This is a genomic window from Mesorhizobium sp. P170090, from assembly GCF_057786115.1.
Genome location: NZ_JBYNWH010000001.1, coordinates 2403823 through 2424717, shown reverse-complemented (window position 1 = coordinate 2424717; position 20895 = coordinate 2403823). Strand labels below are relative to the sequence as shown.

Annotated in this window: 21 protein-coding genes; 8 read left to right on the top strand and 13 right to left on the bottom strand. The window is 62.1% G+C overall.

What is annotated here, in order from left to right; translation table 11 throughout:
• Nucleotide 1: 1 nt before the first annotated feature.
• The 3 genes from hpaD to AC3EML_RS11475 are packed head-to-tail and all read right to left on the bottom strand — an operon-like array spanning nucleotide 2 to nucleotide 2912.
• Complete coding sequence (hpaD, locus tag AC3EML_RS11485; protein ID WP_023710040.1) at nucleotides 2–982, bottom strand: 3,4-dihydroxyphenylacetate 2,3-dioxygenase; 981 nt, start codon at nucleotides 980–982, stop codon at nucleotides 2–4.
• A 14-nt stretch (nucleotides 983–996) separates the two neighbouring features.
• The gene (gene hpaE / locus AC3EML_RS11480; protein WP_023692269.1) at nucleotides 997–2514 is read right to left on the bottom strand and encodes a 5-carboxymethyl-2-hydroxymuconate semialdehyde dehydrogenase; all 1518 of its coding nucleotides are present in this window, start codon (nucleotides 2512–2514) and stop codon (nucleotides 997–999) included.
• A gap of 11 nt (nucleotides 2515–2525) precedes the next feature.
• The gene (locus AC3EML_RS11475) at nucleotides 2526–2912 is read right to left on the bottom strand and encodes a 5-carboxymethyl-2-hydroxymuconate Delta-isomerase (protein ID WP_023667827.1); all 387 of its coding nucleotides are present in this window, start codon (nucleotides 2910–2912) and stop codon (nucleotides 2526–2528) included.
• 201 nt (nucleotides 2913–3113) lie between these two features.
• On the opposite strand from AC3EML_RS11475, the gene hpaR reads away from it, so the two are divergent.
• Entirely contained in the window at nucleotides 3114–3509 is a 396-nt protein-coding gene (gene hpaR, locus AC3EML_RS11470; protein WP_023714916.1) for a homoprotocatechuate degradation operon regulator HpaR, read from the top strand.
• Nucleotides 3510–3519: 10 nt separating this feature from the next.
• Here the strand turns inward: hpaR and AC3EML_RS11465 are convergent, their stop codons facing one another.
• Both AC3EML_RS11465 and AC3EML_RS11460 read right to left on the bottom strand, forming a co-directional pair.
• Entirely contained in the window at nucleotides 3520–4029 is a 510-nt protein-coding gene (locus tag AC3EML_RS11465; protein ID WP_023692271.1) for a flavin reductase, read from the bottom strand.
• Between the two features lie 6 nt (nucleotides 4030–4035).
• Nucleotides 4036–5580, bottom strand: a complete 1545-nt coding sequence (locus AC3EML_RS11460) for a 4-hydroxyphenylacetate 3-hydroxylase N-terminal domain-containing protein (RefSeq protein WP_023710044.1) — start codon at nucleotides 5578–5580, stop codon at nucleotides 4036–4038.
• A gap of 92 nt (nucleotides 5581–5672) precedes the next feature.
• Between AC3EML_RS11460 and AC3EML_RS11455 the strand changes: the two genes are divergently transcribed.
• The 3 genes from AC3EML_RS11455 (at nucleotide 5673) to AC3EML_RS11445 (ending at nucleotide 7811) form a co-directional block, all read left to right on the top strand.
• The gene (locus tag AC3EML_RS11455) at nucleotides 5673–6542 is read left to right on the top strand and encodes a helix-turn-helix domain-containing protein (RefSeq protein ID WP_023692273.1); all 870 of its coding nucleotides are present in this window, start codon (nucleotides 5673–5675) and stop codon (nucleotides 6540–6542) included.
• A gap of 268 nt (nucleotides 6543–6810) precedes the next feature.
• Complete coding sequence (locus AC3EML_RS11450; RefSeq protein ID WP_023748001.1) at nucleotides 6811–7557, top strand: IclR family transcriptional regulator; 747 nt, start codon at nucleotides 6811–6813, stop codon at nucleotides 7555–7557.
• Between the two features lie 23 nt (nucleotides 7558–7580).
• A complete protein-coding gene (locus AC3EML_RS11445) occupies nucleotides 7581–7811 on the top strand; it encodes a helix-turn-helix domain-containing protein (protein WP_352462124.1) in 231 nt (76 codons plus the stop codon).
• 83 nt (nucleotides 7812–7894) lie between these two features.
• Here AC3EML_RS11445 and AC3EML_RS11440 read toward each other — a convergent pair whose 3' ends face one another.
• Nucleotides 7895–8620, bottom strand: a complete 726-nt coding sequence (locus tag AC3EML_RS11440; RefSeq protein WP_352521176.1) for an SDR family oxidoreductase — start codon at nucleotides 8618–8620, stop codon at nucleotides 7895–7897.
• Nucleotides 8621–8769: 149 nt separating this feature from the next.
• On the opposite strand from AC3EML_RS11440, the gene AC3EML_RS11435 reads away from it, so the two are divergent.
• Nucleotides 8770–9666, top strand: a complete 897-nt coding sequence (locus AC3EML_RS11435) for an AraC family transcriptional regulator (protein WP_023748003.1) — start codon at nucleotides 8770–8772, stop codon at nucleotides 9664–9666.
• Between the two features lie 70 nt (nucleotides 9667–9736).
• Here the strand turns inward: AC3EML_RS11435 and AC3EML_RS11430 are convergent, their stop codons facing one another.
• Complete coding sequence (locus tag AC3EML_RS11430) at nucleotides 9737–10756, bottom strand: NAD-dependent epimerase (protein ID WP_488505217.1); 1020 nt, start codon at nucleotides 10754–10756, stop codon at nucleotides 9737–9739.
• Between the two features lie 31 nt (nucleotides 10757–10787).
• The gene (locus AC3EML_RS11425) at nucleotides 10788–12068 is read right to left on the bottom strand and encodes a nucleotide sugar dehydrogenase (protein WP_352521174.1); all 1281 of its coding nucleotides are present in this window, start codon (nucleotides 12066–12068) and stop codon (nucleotides 10788–10790) included.
• 38 nt (nucleotides 12069–12106) lie between these two features.
• Here AC3EML_RS11425 and AC3EML_RS11420 point away from each other — a divergent pair, with 38 nt between their 5' ends.
• The 3 genes from AC3EML_RS11420 (at nucleotide 12107) to AC3EML_RS11410 (ending at nucleotide 15696) form a co-directional block, all read left to right on the top strand.
• Nucleotides 12107–12352 (top strand): hypothetical protein, encoded by a 246-nt coding sequence (locus tag AC3EML_RS11420; protein ID WP_352521173.1) that lies wholly within the window; start codon nucleotides 12107–12109, stop codon nucleotides 12350–12352.
• 179 nt (nucleotides 12353–12531) lie between these two features.
• A complete protein-coding gene (locus AC3EML_RS11415) occupies nucleotides 12532–13509 on the top strand; it encodes a UDP-glucuronic acid decarboxylase family protein (RefSeq protein ID WP_023667815.1) in 978 nt (325 codons plus the stop codon).
• 225 nt (nucleotides 13510–13734) lie between these two features.
• The gene (locus AC3EML_RS11410; protein WP_352521172.1) at nucleotides 13735–15696 is read left to right on the top strand and encodes a 3-hydroxyacyl-CoA dehydrogenase NAD-binding domain-containing protein; all 1962 of its coding nucleotides are present in this window, start codon (nucleotides 13735–13737) and stop codon (nucleotides 15694–15696) included.
• 7 nt (nucleotides 15697–15703) lie between these two features.
• Here the strand turns inward: AC3EML_RS11410 and AC3EML_RS11405 are convergent, their stop codons facing one another.
• From AC3EML_RS11405 to AC3EML_RS11385, 5 genes are all read right to left on the bottom strand, one after another.
• Nucleotides 15704–16975 carry a cysteine desulfurase-like protein gene (locus tag AC3EML_RS11405; protein WP_352521171.1) on the bottom strand — a complete coding sequence of 424 codons (1272 nt, stop codon included), beginning with the start codon at nucleotides 16973–16975 and terminating at the stop codon, nucleotides 15704–15706.
• A 45-nt stretch (nucleotides 16976–17020) separates the two neighbouring features.
• The gene (locus tag AC3EML_RS11400; protein ID WP_023667812.1) at nucleotides 17021–17695 is read right to left on the bottom strand and encodes an amino acid ABC transporter permease; all 675 of its coding nucleotides are present in this window, start codon (nucleotides 17693–17695) and stop codon (nucleotides 17021–17023) included.
• 150 nt (nucleotides 17696–17845) lie between these two features.
• The gene (locus AC3EML_RS11395; RefSeq protein ID WP_023682726.1) at nucleotides 17846–18643 is read right to left on the bottom strand and encodes an ABC transporter substrate-binding protein; all 798 of its coding nucleotides are present in this window, start codon (nucleotides 18641–18643) and stop codon (nucleotides 17846–17848) included.
• 76 nt (nucleotides 18644–18719) lie between these two features.
• Nucleotides 18720–19919 (bottom strand): pyridoxal phosphate-dependent aminotransferase, encoded by a 1200-nt coding sequence (locus tag AC3EML_RS11390; RefSeq protein WP_352521170.1) that lies wholly within the window; start codon nucleotides 19917–19919, stop codon nucleotides 18720–18722.
• 155 nt (nucleotides 19920–20074) lie between these two features.
• Nucleotides 20075–20836, bottom strand: a complete 762-nt coding sequence (locus AC3EML_RS11385) for an HpcH/HpaI aldolase family protein (RefSeq protein ID WP_352521169.1) — start codon at nucleotides 20834–20836, stop codon at nucleotides 20075–20077.
• Nucleotides 20837–20895 lie beyond the last annotated feature (59 nt).

The window sequence follows — 20895 nt, the reverse complement described above, 5'->3', positions numbered from 1 at the left end:
GTCACGGTGCGATGATCGGCGACGCCGTCAAATCCGGTTGGCGTGCGGCCGCGCCGGCAAAGGTGCTGCCCTCCTCGAACCAGCTTTTCGGCGCCGGCGCGCCCCATAGCGTCTGGCGCTGCGGGTCCTTGAGGTCCCATTTGATCGGCTCCAGATCCGGATCGACCGTCTGGTAGTCCGAGCAATAGATCTCGATGCGGTGATTGTCCGGGTCGCGGACATAAAGGAAGAAGGCGTTGGAAATGCCATGCCGGCCTGGGCCGCGCTCGATGTTTGCGAGGTAACCGGTCGTCGCCATCAGATCGAGCAGGTCGATGATGTTGAGCGGTGTCGGCACCCAGAAGGCGACGTGATGCAGGCGCGGACCCACACCGTTGGTGAAGGCGATGTCGTGGACACCGCCCTTGCGGTGCGTCCAGGCCGCCCACAGCTTTCCGCTACTGGCATCCTCGGTGTATTCGGTGACGCGGAAGCCAAGCTCGTTGTAGAAGGCGACGGACTCGTCGACATTGGGCGAGAAGCAGTTGAAGTGGTCGATGCGCAGCGGCTTCACGCCCTTGTAGAGCGCATATTTCTGATGAATCGGCGGCAGCCTTTCCATTTGGGCAAAGAACTCGAGCGGAATGCCGTACGGGTCGCGGGTGCGGAAGGTGCGCGACTGGTACGGTCGCTCGACCCACTCGACCGGCAGGCCTTTTGCCTTGAAGAAATGCTCGGCCTTGTCGAGATCCTCATCCGAAAAAACCTTGAAGCCGAGATCGCGGGCTTCGGCGCTGCCGGCCTTCTTCAGCACGATGCAGTGGTGTCCGCGCTCTTCCAACGCCCTTAGATAGATGGCTTCCGATGTCTCGTCGGTAACCTGCAGGCCGAGCGTGTCGACATAGAAGGCGCGGGATTTCGCAAGGTCGGTGACCGCCAGTTCGACATGGCTGAGGCGCACGATGTTGAAGGCGGGATAGAGGTTTGGTTTGGGCAGTGGCATGCGATGTCCTCCGGTCAGCCGCCGAGTTTCTGGATCGTGTGCGCTGAAGTGGCGAAGGCGATGTTCTTCGTCTCCATGTAGAAATCGAAGGAATGGTCGCCGCCGTCGCGGCCGATGCCGGAATTCTTGACGCCGCCAAACGGCGTCGGCAAATGCCGCACATTCTCCGAATTGACCCAGATCATGCCGGCGTCCAGCGCATCGGTGAAGCGGAAGGCGCGGGTAACATCCGACGTCCAGAGATAGCCGGTCAGGCCGTATTGGGTGTCGTTGGCCAGCGCCAGCGCTTCGGCCTCGTCCTTGAAGGAAATGGCAGTCAGCACCGGCCCGAAAATCTCTTCCTGGGCAATGCGCATCCTGTTGGTGGCGCCGGTAAACAGCGTCGGGCTGACATAGCAGCCACCGCCCGGACCGGCGAACTTGCCGCCGCCGGCGGCTACCACCGCGCCTTCCGATTTGCCGATCTCGATATAGGACAGCACCTTTTCCTCGTGCACCGGATGGATCAGCGGACCGACCACCGTTTTGGGATCGAGCGGATGGCCAACCTTGATGCGCTTTGCCTTCTCCGCGACCAGATCCGTGAATGTGTCGTAGACCGAGGCTTCGACCAGCAGCCGCGACGATGAGGTGCAGCGTTCGCCGTTGAGCGAGTAGATCATGAACACGGCCGCATCCGCCGCACGTTCGAGATCGGCGTCGGCGAAGACGATCACCGGGTTCTTCCCGCCCAGTTCGAAATGCACGCGCTTCAGCGTATCGGCGCCCTGTTTCATGATCATCGAGCCGGTGCGGCTCTCACCGACAAAACCGATCGCCTTGATGTCAGGGTGCTCGGTCAGCGCCTTGCCGGCGTGCTCGCCGAGGCCGTTGACCAGGTTCCACACGCCTTTCGGCAGGCCGGCCTCCTCGGCGATCTCGACCAGCAGGCGAGCGGTCAGCGGCGAAAATTCGGCCGGCTTGTGGACGACGGTGCAGCCTGCCGCCAGCGCCGGCGCGATCTTCCATGTCGACAGCATGAACGGCGTGTTCCACGGCGTGATGATGCCGACCGGGCCGATCGGCACGCGCGTGGTGATGTTGACCTGGCCTGTCGTGCGCAGCGTCTCGCCGTCGCGCGCTTCCGGCGCGCGGTCGGCGAAGAAGCGGAAATTCTCGGCGCCGCGCAGCGCGGCCTTGGCCATGAATTTCAGCGCCTGGCCGGTGTCCATGCACTCGACGAAGGCGATCTCCTCGGCGCGCGCTTCGATCGCATCGGCTATCTTGTGCAGCAGCTTCTTGCGCCCGTCGCCCGGCATGGCGGCCCAGGCCGGGAACGCCGCCTTTGCCGCCTTGGCGGCGCGGTCGATATCGGCGGCACTGCCACGCGCGACCTTGGCCAGCGGCTTGAGATCGACCGGCGACATGCTCTCGAAGGTCGAGCCATCCACCGCCGGCACCGCTTCGCCGCCGATCTGGTTCAGCACGCCGTCGCGCTTGAAACGGGCCAGATAGGCCTCGGCCTTTTTCAGATTGCCTTCGAGGTCGGACATATCAGCTTCCGTCACTTGCCGCGCAGTCGCGGATGGATTGCGTTTTTCTTCCAGCTCAGTACCGGGTCGATCTCCCTGATCTCCAGGGAAAGAGCGAAATGCGGGGTATCGAACAGGGGGCCAAGGTATTCGCTCACCGCGGCGAAGACCGCCTCCCCGGTTCGTTTCTTGTCCTCGGCGCTGCGCCCGGTTCCAATGCGAAACGACATGTCGAGGAAAGCGTTTTCCGGCAGGCTGTCGGCGATGGCATAGGCTTCCGCACGGAAGGCCCGCACCCGCACCGCGCCGGTTTCAAACAGCCCGGTGCCGAGCACGGTGCGCAACACCAGCGCGCACAATTCGCTCATGTCGACCTTGGCATCGAGGTTGGCCGAATACTCGATGGAAAAGTGAGGCACCGCGTCTCGCCTCCCGGATTGTTGCGCTGCTGTAGTTAACGCGTTAATTACATGCAGCATCACTGAAGTCAAGCCTTGCATCCAAGTTGAGGCGACGATACGGGATGGAAAGGTCAGGTTTTGGCGTGCGGTCCCGCCGACCGCCCGCATCATTGGGGACGCTGCTTCTTGCTGCCTGAAAACACCCGTCGTTCTCTGCCGATGGCGCTGCTCCATGCCCGCGAAGTGGTGATGGCGCGGTTTCGCCCTATGCTGGCGGCGCATGACGTGACCGAACAGCAATGGCGTGTGCTGCGCGTTCTGAGCGAGGCCGGCCCTGTCGAGGCGACGGAACTTGCCGATCGCGCTTCGGTGCTGCCGCCCAGCCTGACACGCATCATCAAGACGCTCGAGGGCCGAAAATTCATCACCCGCAACAGGGCGGAAGGCGATGGCCGCCGTGTCGTGCTGACGATCGCCCCGGCGGGCTCCGCCCTTATCGATGCCTTGTCGCCGGAACGCCTCGTCATCTACCGCGACATCGAACAGCGCTTCGGACATGAGAGGCTCGAGCAATTGCTCGATCTGCTGGAGAGCCTGATCGCCGGCGAGAACTGACTGCTCCCGCTCAGCCGCCAAAACTGCCAAGCCGCGTCGGCTGCGTGTAATTGCGGTCGACATAAAGCAGCGCCGAGCCGCCGCTGCCGTGCCTGACGTCGATAACCCGGCCGATCATGACATTATGCGTGCCGACTATGTGCACATCCTCGATCTCGCAATCGAAATTGACGATCGCATCGGACAGCGCCGGCGTGCCTGAGGCCAGCGTTTGCCAGCGCGCCGCCGAATAGCGTGCCTCCATGTCCCTGGTCGCGCCGGCGAACTTGCCGGCCAGGTGCATATGGTCATGCGTCAGCACGTTGACGCAGAAGCGCCGGTTGGCGAGGAACATGGCGGCCTGCGTCGAGCGGCCGTTCATGCACACCAGCAGTGTCGGCGGTTCGTCCGACACACTGCACATGGCGGTGGCGGTGAAGCCGCCGCGCCCGGCCGGACCATCTGTCGTGACGATGTTGACCGGCGCGCAGACCCTTGCCATGGCGTCGCGGAAATCGGCCTTCGAAATCTGCGTGGCCATCTGACATCACCCGGCCGTAGAAGCGAGCGGATTGAGCCAGGTATCTCCCGTCCAGCCGTTCTCGTCATAGTCGGCCATGCAGGTGTCGACCAGTTCTTCCATGGCCTTCAGCCGGCCGCCGCGTTCGGCGCCCTTCAGCACCTGCAGCCGCACCTCTTCCGGCGCACCGGCATAGTTGAGTTCGTAGAGCGCGTGGCGGCCGCCGAACTCGGTGCCGGTCGCGTCCCACAACAGTTTCATAATCTTGATGCGCTCGACATGGCCCATGTCGTTGGAACCGCGCACATATTGCGCGAGGTATTTGTCGATCTCGGGATTGTTGAAGTCGCGCACCGATGACGGCAGGTAGATCAAGCCGGAGGCGATCACCCGGCGCACCGTGTCGATGACGCGCGGGTAGGCTTCCGACATGAAAGTCCGGTAGGCAAGGGCTGCTTCCAGGTTGGGCAGGACAGCGCCATTCGCCCAGGGGATCGGATTATAAGCCATGGCGTTGGAAAAGCTCCAGAACATGTGCCTGAGCGCGATGACCTCGCCCAGCGCCGCCTGGTTGCCTCGGAAGGCATCTCCGCCGGTGGCGCGCAGCGCCTTGGCCAGCAGGCCGGCGAGGAAGTCGAGCTTGACGGCAAAGCGTGTGCAGCCCTGGAAGCAATAGCCATGCATGAAGCCCGAAGCCGGATGGAAGGACAGGATTTTCTGCGCGTCGCGCAGCACCAGCACGTCCTCCCAGGGGATGAAGACATTGTCGAGCACCAGGATGGCATCGTTCTCGTCGAAGCGCGACGACAACGGATAGTCGAACGGAGCCGCCGCCGTGTTGGCCGTCTGCTCATAGGAGACGCGGCAGAACATCTTTACCCCCGGCGCATTCATCGGCACGATGAACATGACCGACAGCGACGGATCTTCGGTGACCGTCGCCGAGCTCTGCGCCAGGAAATTGTAGTGGGTCAGCGCCGAGGACGTCGCCACCACCTTGGCGCCGGAGACATAGATGCCGGCGTCGGTCTCCTTGGTGATGTGGACGAAGACATCCTTCACCTGTTCGGCCGGCTTGTGGCGGTCGATCGGCGGGTTGACGATGGCGTGGTTCATGAACAGCACGGCTTCCTGCGCACGCTTGTGCCAGGCGAGCGCATTGTCCTTGAACGGGCCGTACCAGTCGGCATTGGCGCCGAGCGTGTTCATCAGTGCCGCCTTGTAATCGGGCGTGCGGCCCATCCAGCCATAGGACATGCGTGACCACTCGGCGATCGCGGTCTGCTGGGCCGCGAGTTCGCCGGAGGATTTGGCGACGCGGAAATATTTGTGGGTGTAGCCGCCCGAACCGGTATCGGTAGGCGAGGTCAGCGTGCCCTGCCGCTTGGGATCGTGCAGCGCATCATAGAGGCGCGCCAGCGACCGCGCCGAATTGCGCATCGCCGGATGGGTGGTGACATCGGCAATGCGCTCGCCGTTGATGTAGACCTCGCGGCCGTCGCGCAAGCTCTCCAGATACTCGGCCCCGGTGAACGGGCGCCCATTGTCGGCACGAAAGTCTTCCGATCGCATGATGTTCCTCCACTTATGGCATCAACTCTAGCTCTCCTGGCAAGGATCGGTTAGGACGTAACGGCAAAACCGATTGGACTTTTTCCGGCGCCATGAGCCTCAATTCCATTCCTGATTTCTTTGTCTATGGCGAGCCGGTGCGGCCGCTCGAAGTCGGCTTCCTGCATGTCGAGACGGTGCTTGCGCGCAGCAACATTCATCTCGGCCAGGTTGCCGCGCACAAGCATCCGCAAATGGGCCAGATCACCTACTGGACAAGCGGCTCCGGCACTTATCGCATCGAGGATCAATCCTGGCACTTTTCGGCGCCGGCCGTCAGCTTCGTGCCGAGCACCATCGTGCATGGCTTCTCGATCGGGCCCGGCACCGACGCCATCGTCGTTTCGGTCGCCGATGATGCGCTTGCGGCAATAGCCGCTCACAGCCTGCTGCCATTGGATCGGCCGGTTTTTGCCGATAGCCTTCCTCAGCACGTCGCGTGGAAAAGGCTTGCGGCGGTGCTGGAGATGATCGCCACGGAATATGCCGAGGCGCAGGCCGGGAGTGACAAGACCCTGCCGGCGCTGATTGCCGTCGCGCTCTCCCACGTCGCGCGTCTTGGTCCCGAGGTAATGGATGCGACTGGCTCTTCCGATGCTGCATTGGCGCGCGGCTTGCGCCGTCTGGTCGATGCGCATTTCCGCGACAACTGGCCCGTCGACCGCTACGTCGAGGCGCTGGCCACGACACCGCATCTTCTCGACAAGGCCGCCCATAGGGTGCTTGGCAGCGGCGTCAAGCGGCTCATGGGCGAGCGACGGTTGCTGGAGGCCAAGCGCTTGCTGCTGTTCACCGTGCGCACCGTCGAGGACATCGCCTACGAAATCGGCTTCGACGATCCGGCCTATTTCTCACGCTTCTTCCGGGAGCGGGTTGGCCAGGCGCCCGCCGCCTGGCGCCGCGCGCAGCTGGGGCAGAGTTGAAGCTTCCGCGCCGGCCAGGATCAGGCGTTTGGGTCGACACGCCGGCCAGGCGCAGCGCCGCCGAGTTGATCCACCTGTTGATAGGTGTTGCCGCGCAGCATCACCCCTCGCACGGCGCGGCGCATCGAGATTGATGTCGCCGCGAAACTTGCTGGTGTTTTTTGTCGCTTCCAAACGGTTCGTTATTTGAACCACCATTTTATGTGCTATGAGCGGACTGCAAGGTGGATTGGCTTCCGTCCCATGCGAAGTATCTTGAGGATGCACAATGAGCACAGTCGGCAAAGCGATATCGCTGTTGGAGCAGTTCACGCTCGGCGAACCGGAGATCGGCCTGTCCGAGCTCGCCCGCAAAACCGGCCTCGACAAGGCGACGGCGCGGCGCCTGCTGATGGCGCTGGCCGACCACCGCTTGATCGAACAGGAGCCGGCAAGCCGCCGCTACCGGCTCGGCGCCGGCCTGTCGCGGCTGGCCCGCTTTCGCGACGCGCATTTTCCCTTCGTGCGCGTGGCAGCACCTGTGGTTCGCGAGCTGGCGCTGGAAACAGGCGAAACGGTGCATCTGTCGGAATTCAGCGCCGGCGCACTGCTGACCGTCCACGTCGAACTCTCGGCAAAGGCCAACCGGGTCAATGTCGATGTCGGCCAGGTGCTGCCCTTGCACGGCACCGCCTCCGGCATCGCCTTTCTCGCCGCTTCGCCTCAGGAAGCGGCCGAGGCCTATGTCGACAAGCCGTTGCCGACCTTCACGCCACACACGGTGACGCAGCCCGACAGGCTGATGAAGGCGATCCGGCTTGCCGCCAAGCGCGGCTATTCCTCGAGCTCCCAAGGCTATGAAGAAGGCGTCCACAGCATAGCCGCGGCAATCCTCGGCTCCGATGGCCGTCCTTTAGGCACTCTGGCGGTGGCCTCGCCTGTGTCACGCGCCGATGACAGCATGGCGGCCAGCCAGGGCGAAGCGGTGATCAAGGCGGCGCGGCTGATTTCAGCGCGCCTGGCCGGCGAAGCCTGACATCTCTACCGTCGCAGGGGGGGATGATTAGCGGGTTAAGTTCCCAGCGGCGCACCGGCCTTGCCGCGAGACCGGAACGCTTCGTCTGGGACAGGCGGCTGGAGCGCAGCAAGGAAGAATTGTTGTCGCCCGCCCGAGTGTCGCCCACGATCTCGGAAATCGCCTTTGCTTGCGGGTTCAATTCGAGTGCGCATTTTTCGCGCGCGTTCGAGAGCCGGTACGATGTGGCCCGCGGGAGTTGCGCCAGAGGCTGAGGGCGGGTGCATTAAGGGGTGTGCCGTTGCCGGATCTCGGAGAGCGCCCTAGCTCGCCGAAAGCCGGCATCCGGCAGCAAGTTCTACATATTGGCAGCGGTTGGCCGCACGATCACTTCGTTGACGTCCACGCCATCGGGTTGATCAAGCGCAAAACGGATCGCCCGTGCAATGGCGTCCGGTGTGAGCGACTTCTGCCGCCATTCTTTCAGAGCCGTGGCGACCTGAGGATCGCTGATATCGTCGCCCAGTTCGGTTGCGGTCACTCCGGGGGAGATGATCGTGGCGCGGATGTCGTAATGCTCCTGCCGCAGCCCCTCGGTGATTGCCCAGACGGCATATTTCGTGCCGCAATAGACCGCCGCGGTGGGCAGCACGATATGCGCACCGACCGAGGCGACATTGACGATATGCCCATTCTTCTGGGCGACGAAGCGCGGCAGCACCGCGGCGATCCCGTTCAGCACGCCGCCGATGTTGACATTGATCATGCGAGACCACTCATCGCGCTTCAGCGCGGCAAGCGGCGACAGCGGCATGACGCCGGCATTGTTGACCAGCACATCGATCTGCCCGAATTCGGCATGAGCGGCATCGGCAAAGGCGTCGAAATTCGCCGCGTCAGTCACGTCGAGTTCGCGCCACGCCACGCCTTTGCCTATTTCTGCGGCCAGCGCCTTGAGCCGCTCGGTGCGGCGGGCTCCGATGAACAGTCTGGCGCCGGCACCGGCAAGTTCCCGAACCGTCGCTTCGCCGATGCCGCTGGAGGCGCCGGTGATGAGTACAACCTTGTCTTTAAGTCCCTTCATGATCGTTTCCTTTTTCGCTGCGGTGACGGGGAGATAGATGGCGGCGAACCGGTAAAGGGCGGTAGCGTGATCGTCCAAAGAGTTTGCACGATCCTCCAAATGAACTCGAAATGCCTTGCAACATTTCGCGCCATGAAGATTTATGCGGCATGGAGAAAATCAATGAACTCGCCGAGCTAATCACCCGCTTTGCGCCGAAATCTGGCATGGCCGGCACTGCGGTGCCGCGGCTGTCGCTCATTCGCGCCAACCAGCCCAGTGCACCCGTGCCTGCGGTCTACGAGGCGTCGCTTTGCATAATCGCCCAAGGATCGAAGCGCGTCTCGCTGGCCGACCAGAGCGTGGTCTATGACGCATCGAGCTACCTGCTCGTCTCGGTCGACCTGCCGCTGGTCGGGCATGTGTTGGAGGCGAGCCCGGCGGCGCCCTACCTCTGTTGCAAGATAGATTTTGATTCCACCGCGCTGGCCGAGCTGCTTGTGAAAGAAGGACGTGCATCCCCCAGCAGGGATCTGCCGGTGTTAGCTGCCTATCCAAGTGACCCCGACCTGATTGATGCCGCCTGTCGGCTTGTCAGGCTGCTCGATCGCCCCGAGAGCATCACCGTGCTGGCGCCGCTGATCGAACGCGAAATCCTTTACCGGCTCCTCACCGGACCGCACGGTGACACGCTTCGCCAGATGGCGTCGGTGGACAGCCACCTGAGCCAGGTCAGCCGCGCCATCGCCACGATCCGCAATCATTTCCAGGCACAACTGCGCATCGAAGACATTGCGGCGGCATCAGGCATGAGCGCGTCGTCCCTTCATGCCCATTTCAAGGCGATTACGCGCATGACCCCGCTCGAATACCAGAAGCAGCTGCGCCTGCAGGAGGCGCGAAGGATTATGCTTGCCGGCGGCGTAAACGCAGGCACGGCCGGGTTCGCGGTGGGCTATGACAGCCCTTCGCAGTTCAGCCGAGAATATCGTCGCCTGTTCGGTGCGCCGCCCCGGAAAGATATTGACCGCCTTCAGGCGACACCCAGTTCGGCTGCGGCTTATTGAGTTTTCCGAGCGGCATGCGCCAGCCATGGCTGGTCAGAAGCCAGCCGCCTCCAGGTGGCGAAGCGTCCGATCATGCTCGGTAGAACTCCCGGTACCATTCGACAAAGCGCGGAACCCCTATTTCGATCGGGATTTTGGGCTTGAAGCCAGTCGCCTCCTCGAGCGAGCTGACATTGGCGAAAGTTGCCGGAACGTCGCCTGGCTGAAGTGGCATGAGGTTGCGGTTTGCCTTGCGTCCCAGCGCGTCTTCGAGCACCTCGATCAATCGGTTCAGTTGAACGGGCGAATTGCCGCCGATGTTGTAAATCCTGAACGGGGCGTTGCTGGTCGCTGGGTCTGGCGCGACACTTTTCCACTCAGGATTGGGTGTCGCGGGTTGCTGCATGACGCGGATAATACCTTCAACAATGTCGTCGATATAGGTGAAATCCCGCTGCATGTTGCCATAGTTGAAGACCGCGATCGGCTCGCCGGCGAGGATAGCCTTGGCGAAGATGAACAGCGCCATGTCCGGCCGCCCCCACGGACCATAGACGGTGAAAAAACGCAGCCCGGTGGTCGGCAGTCGAAACAGATGGCTGTATGTGTGCGCCATCAGCTCGTTCGCCTTCTTGCTTGCGGCGTAAAGGCTGAGCGGATGGTCCGCCGGATCGTGCACGGAAAACGGCATGCGGGTGCTGCCGCCATAAATCGAACTCGACGATGCATAGACCAGATGGCCGACGGAGGCCTGCCGGCATCCTTCCAGGATGTTGACAAAGCCGCTGAGGTTGCTTTCCACATAGGCGTGCGGATTGCTGATCGAATAGCGTACGCCGGCTTGCGCCGCGAGATTGACGACAACCTCCGGCGCGGCCGAGAGGAAGAGCTCCGAAATACGGTCCCGCTCCGTGAGATCGGCATGCTCGAAACAAAAATTCGAAAACGCTTTCAGCCGCTCGAGACGAGCCTGCTTCAGGCTGACGTCATAATACTCGTTCATGGAGTCGAGGCCGATAACCTGGCCTCCTTCGGCAAGCAGCCTCAGGCAAAGATGAAACCCTATGAACCCGGCTGCGCCGGTGATCAGTATCGGCCTGCTTGATGTCACTGCATATCCTAGCGTTAATTTCAGGCGAGCTTTACAAGCTCCAGTATTTTATGTTGTCGGGAACTTCATTGGGCTTGATGGCCGACTTGACATCGAACAGTGTCCCCCCCGGCCTGATCATTTGAAAAAGACGCGCTCTTTCGTTGGTGAGATATTGCCTGTGAGGCACCGCCAGAACAAGGGCCTGCAAATCGTTTATCTCATCGAGCGGCAGGATTGTTTCGCCGTGATCACGCCGAGCGGTTTCGACATCGGCAAGGGGATCATGGACTTTGGGGATAATTCCGAACTGCCTTAGTTCCTTGACCATGTCGAAAACTCGGCTGTTGCGCAAATCCGGCACGTCCTCCTTGAATGTCAGCCCGAGAATGCCGACAGAAGCCCCTTTGACGGGCGTGTCAGAACCAATCAGCCGCTTGACAACCTGCTGGGCGACGAAGGCCCCCATGCCGTCATTGATGCGACGTCCGGCGAGGATGATCTGCGGATGGTAACCTTCGGCCTCGGCCCTGGCGGTCAAATAATATGGATCGACGCTGATGCAGTGGCCGCCGACGAACCCCGGTTTGAAGGGAAGGAAGTTCCATTTCGTCGACGCAGCATCAAGAACATCCTGCGTCCGGATATCGAGCCGTTCGAAGATCATTGCCAGTTCGTTCATCAGCGCGATGTTCAGATCGCGCTGGGTGTTCTCGATAACCTTCGCTGCCTCGGCCACCTTGATCGACGGGGCGCGGTAGACGCCGGCATCGATGATACGGCCATAAACGTTCGCGACGCGCTCCAGCGTCTCGTTATTCTCGCCGGAGACGACTTTGACGATCTTTTGCAGCGAGTGTTCTCGATCGCCGGGGTTGGCGCGTTCGGGCGAATAGCCGAGGGCAAAGTCGCGGGGATGTCGCAGGCCGGAAACCTGCTCGATGATCGGCCCACAGAAATCTTCGGTCACACCTGGATAGACTGTCGACTCAAAAACGACGACGGCGCCTTTGCTCACCGCCTCGCCGACGAGTTCGGACGCCAGTTTCAAAGAAGCTAGATCGGGAGCGCGATTTGCGTCGATAGGGGTTGGCACGGCAACGATGAAGAAAGTAGCGCCTTTCAACATCTCCCGATCGGTGGTCAGCCCTATCGAGGTCTCCTTGAGCGCCGTTGCGTCAACTTCCCCCGTACGATCGACGCCGCCACGCAATTCCCCGATCCGACGCTCGCTGATGTCAAAAGCTATGGTGCCGGGGAAAACCTTCCCAAAGGCAATGGCTACCGGCAGGCCGACATAACCCAGGCCGATAACTGCAATGCGTTCGGACATCCGTGGGGTTCCTCGAGCCACCTGTTGAGCCGACGTGCTTGTATGGCAGCCTGTTGGCCAATTCAACGATGCTCTATCGCGAAGAGGATTGTCTCATTAAAAATGGTCGTTGCCATTTTCATGTTGCCATCGCCGATGCCATCGATGTTGTGGATAAAATCCAGCAGGACCGGGTTTCGAGCCACTCTCTGCTGCGGATTGGGGTGAACCGTCAGGTTCTGCCGGCCACCTACGCAGCGGCGGCCCTGACGACAGGGCTGATATTCTCTGCTGCCAATCCATAGGCCACTATCGGCCTCAATCGTGCCTTCTGATCAAACCAAATGCCCGGATCGGAATTCGCATCGGCACCGAGCGGATCTGCGAAATTTCAGTTTGGTCCTTGTGCATTGGCTGCGGACACGTCGTATCCTGCGTGTGGCGACCGATATCTGGTCGATCAGCATTTGCCTGGGAGCAGAAATTGGCCAGACTCTATGACAGCCGCAGACGCATTCTCGTTACCGGGGGCGCAGGGTTTATCGGCTCGCATCTTATTGACCGCCTGTTGGAACGAGGCGACGAAATCTTGTGTGTCGACAACCTTTTCACCGGATCAAAGCGCAATATCGACCATTTGGCCAAGCATCCCCGCTTCGAATTCATGCGCCATGACGTGACCTTTCCGCTCTACGTCGAAGTCGATGAGATTTACAACCTGGCGTGTCCGGCCTCGCCTGTTCACTACCAGTACGACCCGGTTCAGACGATCAAGACCGCCGTGCACGGCGCCATCAATGTTCTTGGACTGGCAAAGCGGCTGAAATGCAAAGTCTTTCAGGCCTCCACCAGTGAGGTCTATGGTGACGCGTCTGTGCATCCGCAGCCCGAGAGTTACTGGGGCAATGTAAACCCGATCGGGCCGCGCTCATGCTACGATGAAGGCAAACGCTGCGCCGAAACGCTGTTCTTCGACTATCACCGACAACATGGCTTGTGGGTCAAGGTCGCGCGGATTTTCAATACGTTCGGGCCGCGCATGCACCCGGCAGACGGCAGGGTTGTCTCAAATTTCATCGTGCAGGCGCTTCGTGGTGAACCGATAACCATTTTCGGCGACGGCTCACAGACAAGGTCGTTTTGCTACGTCGACGACCTGGTGAGCGGCATGCTGCGCCTCATGGATACGGGGCCGGAGGTGACCGGTCCGGTAAACATCGGCAATCCAAGGGAAGTAACGATCAGGCGCTTGGCCGAACTGACGACGCAGATGACCGGATCAGGTTCGGATATAATTTACCGCGATCTTCCGCAAGACGATCCGCGGCACCGCCAGCCCGATATCACCCTTGCCAAAAGGCTTGTCGGCTGGGAGCCGACGGTGACTTTGGAAGCCGGGCTGCAACAGACGATCGACTATTTCAAAGCCCTGCTGCCGAAGGTTTCCACAAACTCGCCTTGACCCGGCACCGCAGTGCAACCGTCAAGTCTGACCGATCACCGTCGTGGTAGCGACGCCTTTTGCAGTCGACTCCGGTAGGCTTGAAGTTTTTTGAATTCTAATTATTTTAAGCTTGAAATTATTTGAAGAACCCCATGGCGCTTCATCCGTCCGAGCCGGGACACCGGCATTTGGCGGAGAGCAGAAGGAGGAGGAAGATTTGCCGTCGTTCCGGGATAAAACTCCATGAACACAGCACGATTTTCCGAGAGTGTCACAGGCAAGATCGTCGATGGCGTTCTCGTCGTCACGATCGAAAATCCGCCGGCCAACGCGCTGTCCTTCCATGTCAGGGCCGGACTGATGGCTGCGCTTGGGCGTGCGGCGTCGGATGAAGTGTCTGCCGTGGTGCTGACCGCCATTGGGCGCACCTTCATCGGTGGCGCCGATATCAAGGAATTCGGCAAGCCCGCTATCGAGCCCACACTGCCTGAAGTGATCGAAGCGATCGAGAGCTTCGCGAAACCGGTCGTCGCGACAGTTGGCGGCGCGGCGCTCGGCGGCGGCTGCGAGATTGCGCTGGCCTGCCACTACCGGGTGGCCAGCAAGGCGGCCAGCTTCGGCCTGCCCGAGGTCAAGCTCGGGTTAGTGCCTGGGGCCGGCGGAACCCAACGCCTGCCCCGCCTCATCGGCACGGTCGCCGCAATCGACCTGATCGGCACGGGTCGGCCCGCGAAAGCCGACGAAGCGCTCACTCTCGGTCTGATCGATGCCATTGCAGACGATCTTCCCGAAGGCGCGCTCGATGTCGCCCGCCGTCTCGTTGGCCAACCGTTGCGGCGCACGGGCGCGCTTTCCGTCCCACGCTCGCAACCCGAAGCCGAAGCGGCAGCCGCAAGAAAGGTGCTTTCCCGCAGCCGTGGACAGATCGCGCCTGCAGAAGCCGTGAGACTGGTCCAGGCCGCGTCCACGGCCAAACTTGAGGACGGTCTTGCGGACGAACGCGCGACCTTCCTGCGCCTCCGGGATTCTCGCGAAGCGGCAGCGTTGCGCCACGTCTTCTTTGCCGAGAGGCAAGCCAGCAAAGTCGACAGGCTGGAGGGTGTCACGCCTCGCAAGGTCGAGACCGTCGGTATCGTCGGAACCGGCCTGATGGGTGCAGGCATCGCGGTCTCGGCCTTGAATGCCGGCTATCGCGTAATCGGCATCGAGCAGAACGACGACGCCGCGGCAAAAGGATACGAGCGTATCGCCGGGCTTCTCGACAAGTCGGTCCAATCCGGCCGTCTCACCGATCATGCGCGCAGGGAGGCGCTGAGCCGGTTTGAAGCGGCCAGCGACGCCGGCAGGCTGGTGCAGGCCGATCTGGTCATCGAGGCAGTGTTCGACGATCTCGCGGTAAAAACCGAACTCTTCCGGAAGCTCGAACGTATCGTCCGCCCGGACGCCATCCTTGCGACCAACACCAGCTACCTCAACCCCGACGAGATCGCCTCTGCAACCGCCCGGCCCGAACGGATCGTCGGCCTGCATTTTTTCTCCCCGGCCAACGTCATGCGGCTCACCGAAGTGGTGGATTGCGCGGCGACGGCGCCCGATGTGCTCGCCTCGGCGATCGCCTTCGTCAGGAAGCTCGGCAAGCTGCCTGTCGTGTGCGGCGTTACCGAGGGTTTCATCGGCAACCGCATCTATTCGGCCTACCGCCGCGAGGCGGAGTTCATGGTGGAGGATGGCGCAGCACCCGATGAGGTGGATGCCGCGCTGGAGGCCTGGGGCTTTCCGATGGGGATCTTCGCGGTCAACGATATGGCTGGGCTGGAGATAGCCTGGGCGCGGCGCAAGCGACAGGCGGCGATGCGCGATCCGCAAGCACGTTATGTCGAAATCGCCGACCGGCTGTGCGAGGCCGGCCGCTTCGGCCGGAAGACCGGGCGCGGCTGGTACGATTATTCCGACGGCGAGCGCAGGAGCGACCCGCAAGTGGCCGCGCTGATCGAGGCCGTTCGGGCGGCCAAGGACATCGTGCCGCGCCGCTTTTCGCCCGATGAGATCGTCACGCGCTTGCTGGCGGCAATGGCCGACGAGGGCAAGGCATTACTCGCCGAAGGCATCGCGGCGCGTGCCTCCGACATCGATCTGGTGATGATCAACGGCTATGGCTTCCCGGCCCACAAGGGCGGGCCGATGTTCCGCGCCGGAGAGGTTTAAGGACCAGCTACGACAGCCTTGCGATGACGGCGCGCAGTGCCTCGCCGAAACGCCTGACCTCGTCGACCGTGTTGTAATGGACCAGCGAGGCGCGGATGGCGCCGCTGTCCATCGACAGGTTGAGACGCTTCATCAGCCGGGGCGCATACATATGGCCGTCGCGGATGCCGATCTGCATGTCAGCCATTTCCTCGACGATCCGCTGCGGCGACAGCTTGCCGATGTTGAAGCAGAATGTCGGCACGCGTTCGTTGATGCGGGCTTCCTCGGCGACGCCGTAGATCGTGGCATTGCATCCCTTGAGCACGGCGAGCATCTCACGCGCCAGGAGCACTTCGTAATCGCGGATGGCGCCCATGCCGGCAACGATGTTGTCGCGCCGCGAGCGGTTGTTGGAGGGCGCCAGATTGCGGCCGATCAGTTCCAGGTACTGCACTGCGGCATCCATGCCCGAGACGTTCTCGTAGATGAAGGTGCCTGCCTCGACCTTGTAAGGCGGCTCGTCGGGGATGAAATCCTCGCGGAAGGTCGGCAGCCGCTTCAGCGTTTCGAAGCGGCCCCACAGAAAGCCCATATGCGGCGAGAAATTCTTGTAGCCGGAGCAGACGAGATAATCACAGTCCCAGGCCTGCACGTCGATCAGCCCGTGCGGTCCGTAATGCACGCAGTCAAGGAACACTTCGGCGCCGGCCGCATGCGCGATCGCGGCCACCGAAGCGACTTCGACGATCGAGCCGATCGAATGCGCGGTCACCGTGCAGGCGACGAGACGGGTGCGATCGGAAACCAGCGGCTTGAGGTCGTCGACATGCAGGTTGCCGTCCTCGCGCATGCGCCACCATTTGAACTTGGCTCCGGCGGGCTCCAGCGCCAGCCACGTGGCGATGTTGGCGTCGTGGTCCATATCGGTGATGACGATCTCGTCGCGCTCTGTGTCCTTGGCCAGCATCTGGCCGATGCCGAGGCTGACCAGGCGAATGAACGAGGTGGCGTTCATGCCGAAGCAGACTTCCGACGGACTGTAGGCGTTGATCAGCAAGGCCACGCTCGTCCGAGCATCCGCAACCGATTGGTCGACCGTGACCGAGCGCCCATAGCGACCACCACGCTGCACATTGTGCGAGACCAGGTGATTGGTCACCGCGTCGAGCACGCTCTGCGGGATCTGCGCGCCGGCGGCGTTGTCCATGAAGATGAAATCACCGGCGCGCTGCAAGGCCGGAAACATGGCGCGGATGGTGTCGACCGGAAAGCCGCCGGCGGCTTGGGAATTGCTCAACTGTATCTCCTGCGAATGGCTTGGGAAGCGGGACGGTTGATGAGGTCAGCGCGTCTTCTCGGTCTTGAAGCGGTCTTCGAGCAGGCTGACGAGGCGGACCATCGGCCAGAGGAAGATGAGATAGACCAAAGCGGCGCCGATCAGCGGCGAGGGATTGGCATAGAGCGACTGCGCGTTGGTCGCTTCCTTCAACAGTTCAGGCAGCGCAACGGTGGAAGCGAGCGACGTGTCCTTGAACATCGAGACGCAATTGCTGGTCATCGGCGGGATGACGACGCGGATCGCCTGCGGCAGCACCACCTTGCGCAAGGTCAAAAGGAAAGGCAGGCCGAGCGCCTGTGCTGCCTCGAATTGGCCTTTCGGAATGCTCTCAATGCCGGAGCGGAACACTTCTGCTGAATAGGCCGACATGATGATGGCGAACGCCGTCACGGCGGAGGCCCAGGACGACAGACGGATGCCGAGGAAGGGCAGCGCATAATAGATCAGGATCAGCACCACCAGCACCGGCAGGGCGCGGAAGATGTCGGTGTAGCCGACCGCCAGCCAGCGCAGCGGCTTCGGCGCATAGAGCCGCAACAGGCTGATCCCCAGGCCGATGGGAATGCCGATGCCGATACTCAAAATGCCGAGCAGCAGCGTGTTCAGGAAGCCACGCAACAGCGCCGGCAGGCTGGACATTATCACGTCAGGATTGAAGAAGGTGTCGATCAGCGACATGGGAGCGTTCCCGAACCCCAGAGCAAAGGATGCTCAAGTTAAAACCAATCGACCTTGCCTCCGATGAGGCTATCCGTGTGGCAGCAGGCGCCGGAGCGTAAAATGAATCGTGCCGGCCTGGGAGCCGGCACGATTTAAGTGCATTGCCGGTCAGGCCTTGGGCAGCGGCATTTCCTTGACCGTCGAGGAATCGGCTGGCGCGTCGCTGCCGAACCACTTCTTGTGGATCGCGGCCAGCGTTCCGTCCTTCTTCATCGCGGTCAGCGCGTCGTTCAGCTTGCCGAGCAGCGGATGGTCCTTGCTCATCATCAGGCCGTACTGTTCGCCGGTCTTGATGCGCTGCTTGACCTTCAGGTCCTTCATCTTGGTGAAGGAGTATTCCATGCCCGGAATATCGCTGACGGCGGCGTCCACGCGGCCCGCGCTGAGGTCGAGCAGAAGATTCTGCTGCGTGTCATAGCCCTTCACGTCGCTGTAGCCGTCAGCCTCCTGATGCGCCTTGACCCAGGTCTCGCCGGTCGAGCCTGAAAGCACGCCGACGATCTTGCCCTTGAGGTCGGCCTCGGTGTTAACAGCGCTATCGGTCTTCGTCGCAATGCCCATGTCGGAGTCATAATAGGGCTGGGTGAAGGACAGCGTTTTCAGTCGCTCCGGCGTGATGGTGATGGAGGAGATCGCGACATCGATGCGGTTGGAACTGACAGCCGCGAACAGCGCCTGGAAGCCGAGGTCGGCAATGTCGGTGGTCATGCCGGCACGCTTGGCCGCTTCGTTGACGATGTCGACTTCAAAGCCCTCGAACGTGCCGCTCTCGTTCTTGTATTCGAAGGGCGGATTGGTCGGGTAGGCGCCGACATTGAGCACATCGGCGGCAAAGGCGGTGGCCGGGCCGGCAGCGATGCCGATCGTGGCGGCGAGAAGAAGCAGGTTGCGACGAGTGAAGCTCATTTTGTGTTCCCTCTGGTTGTGATCGGGCGGGTTTGCTCCCGCACGGTTTGTTGCCGTCCCACCTCCCAGCGGGGCGTCAATTCATGGCGGCGACCATGCGCTCGAGCGCGGTCGCTATCTGGTCGCGTTCACGGCACACGCACATCCGCAGGAAGGCCGCTGCCGAATTTCCAAAGAGGTGGCCGGGAGCCAGCCCGACGCGCGCCGTCTCCAGTATCCTGGCGCAGGCCTGCCGGGCGTCGCTTTCGCCGTCCATGGCAAAGAAGGCATACATGCCTCCGCGCGGTTTCGTCGGCAGGATGATGCCGGGAATCTGGGCCAGCCTGTCATAGGCAAGGTCGAGGCCGGTTTTGATCCGCTGCCTGATCTCCTCGACCAGCGGCTCGCCTTGGCGGATGGCGGCGACAGCGCCTGCCTGGATAGGCGCGGCGGTGCCGCTGTTGATGTACTGCGTCATGGCGCCAAGCTGGTCGGCCACCCCCGACGGATGCGTCAGCCAGCCGATGCGCCAGCCGGTCATCGCCCACGCCTTCGAAAAACTGTTGACCGACAGCACCCGGTCGCCATCCTCGGCGATCTGCAGGATGGAAGGAGCAACATTGCCGTCGAAATAGAGCCGGCCATAGACCTCGTCGGAGATGATCCAGATGCCGGTGCGCCGGCTGAAGTCGAGTAGCGCCTGCATCTCCTCGCGCGACGCGGTCCAGCCGGTCGGGTTGGACGGCGTCGACAGGATGATCGCGCGTGTGCGCGCATCGCAAGTGGCGAACAGCCGGTCGAGATCGAGATGCCAGTCGCCCTTGAAGTCGAGCGAAAACGGCCTTGGCTCGCCGCCGATCAGATGGATGGCGTTGTGGATGTTGGGCCATTGCGGCGCGACATAGACGACGTTGCTGCCGGTATCGACCAGCAGTTCCAGCGCCAGGTACAGCGCCTGCATGCCGCCGGGCGTGACCGTGGTGCGCGCAATCGGGATCGTCCGGCCGTGAATGCGCGTTTGGTATTCCGACAGCGCCTCGTTCAGTAGGGGGTGCCCACGCATGTTAGGGACGTAGAACGTCTGGCCTTCATCGAAGGCGGCCTTCGCCGCGTCGCGGATGAAAGCGGGCGTCACCATGTCGCCTTCGCCGTACCAGAGCGCGATCACGTCGCCCAGTTCTCGGGCGCGCACGGCAAGGTTGGCAATGTTTTCGGTGTGCAGGTCACGGATCTGGGCACGTACGCCGTCGAAAGCATAACGCGCGCTGGACGATGACTGGGGCAGTATGAACGACAAGGACTGAAACCCCTCCCACCCGGAGCACCGCGACGGACTGCCCGGCAAGCCCCACCGGCACGACAGTCGCCATCGAGTTTGGATGCTATCCAATGTGCTGCGCTTTTCAAGGAAAAAGTTTTAAGCTTAAAAAGTTTTTGCCCGATCCCGCCCGTCTACCGCAGCTCGGCGCGCGCAGCGGTGCAGTTGGCCGTAGCGCCGGCGCCAAGAAACATCGTATCGCTGGCCAGCACGAAGAAGCTCGCGCCGATAGCGGCCCACTGGCTGATCGTCTGTGGGCTGGCGCAAAATATACCCGATGTCCTGCCATGCGCGACGGTCGCGCGGATGATCCTTGTGATCGCCTCATTGAGCTTGTCCACGCCTTTCGGCCCGATCGCATCGATCGACACGGAGAGATCGCCGGGGCCGACGAAGACCACATCGATGCCGTCTATGGCCGCGATCGCCTCGATGTTGGCCAGCCCCTCCGATGTCTCGACCTGGACCGCGACGACCACCCTATCATTGGCCGCGGCCAGATATTCGGGAATGCGATAGCCATAGCCGGCCGCGCGGCCAGGCCCGACGCCGCGCTCGCCCAGCGGCGGATAGCGCGAGGCCTTCACCGCCGCCTCGGCCTGAGCAGCGGTCGAGACGCGCGGCACGAGCACGCCTTGTGCGCCGCTGTCGAGCGCCGCCTGGATAGCTTCCGGCGCATGACCGGAAACACGCACCATGGCCGGCACGCGATGCACGTCGGCCGCGCGCACCATGGTTTCGATCGTGTCGCGCGCGATCTGGGCATGTTCCCAGTCGATGCAGACGAAGTCGAGGCCGGTGAGCGCCATCACTTCGACGGCGACGGGATGGGGAATAGCGGCGAAGGAGCCGACGAGATTGGTCTTGCCGATGCACTTCTGACGGAACGCGCTCATATCCATCCCCCTTTTTTCCCCTCCGAATTGATATCCGCAATCGGCGGCGAGGCGAAGCT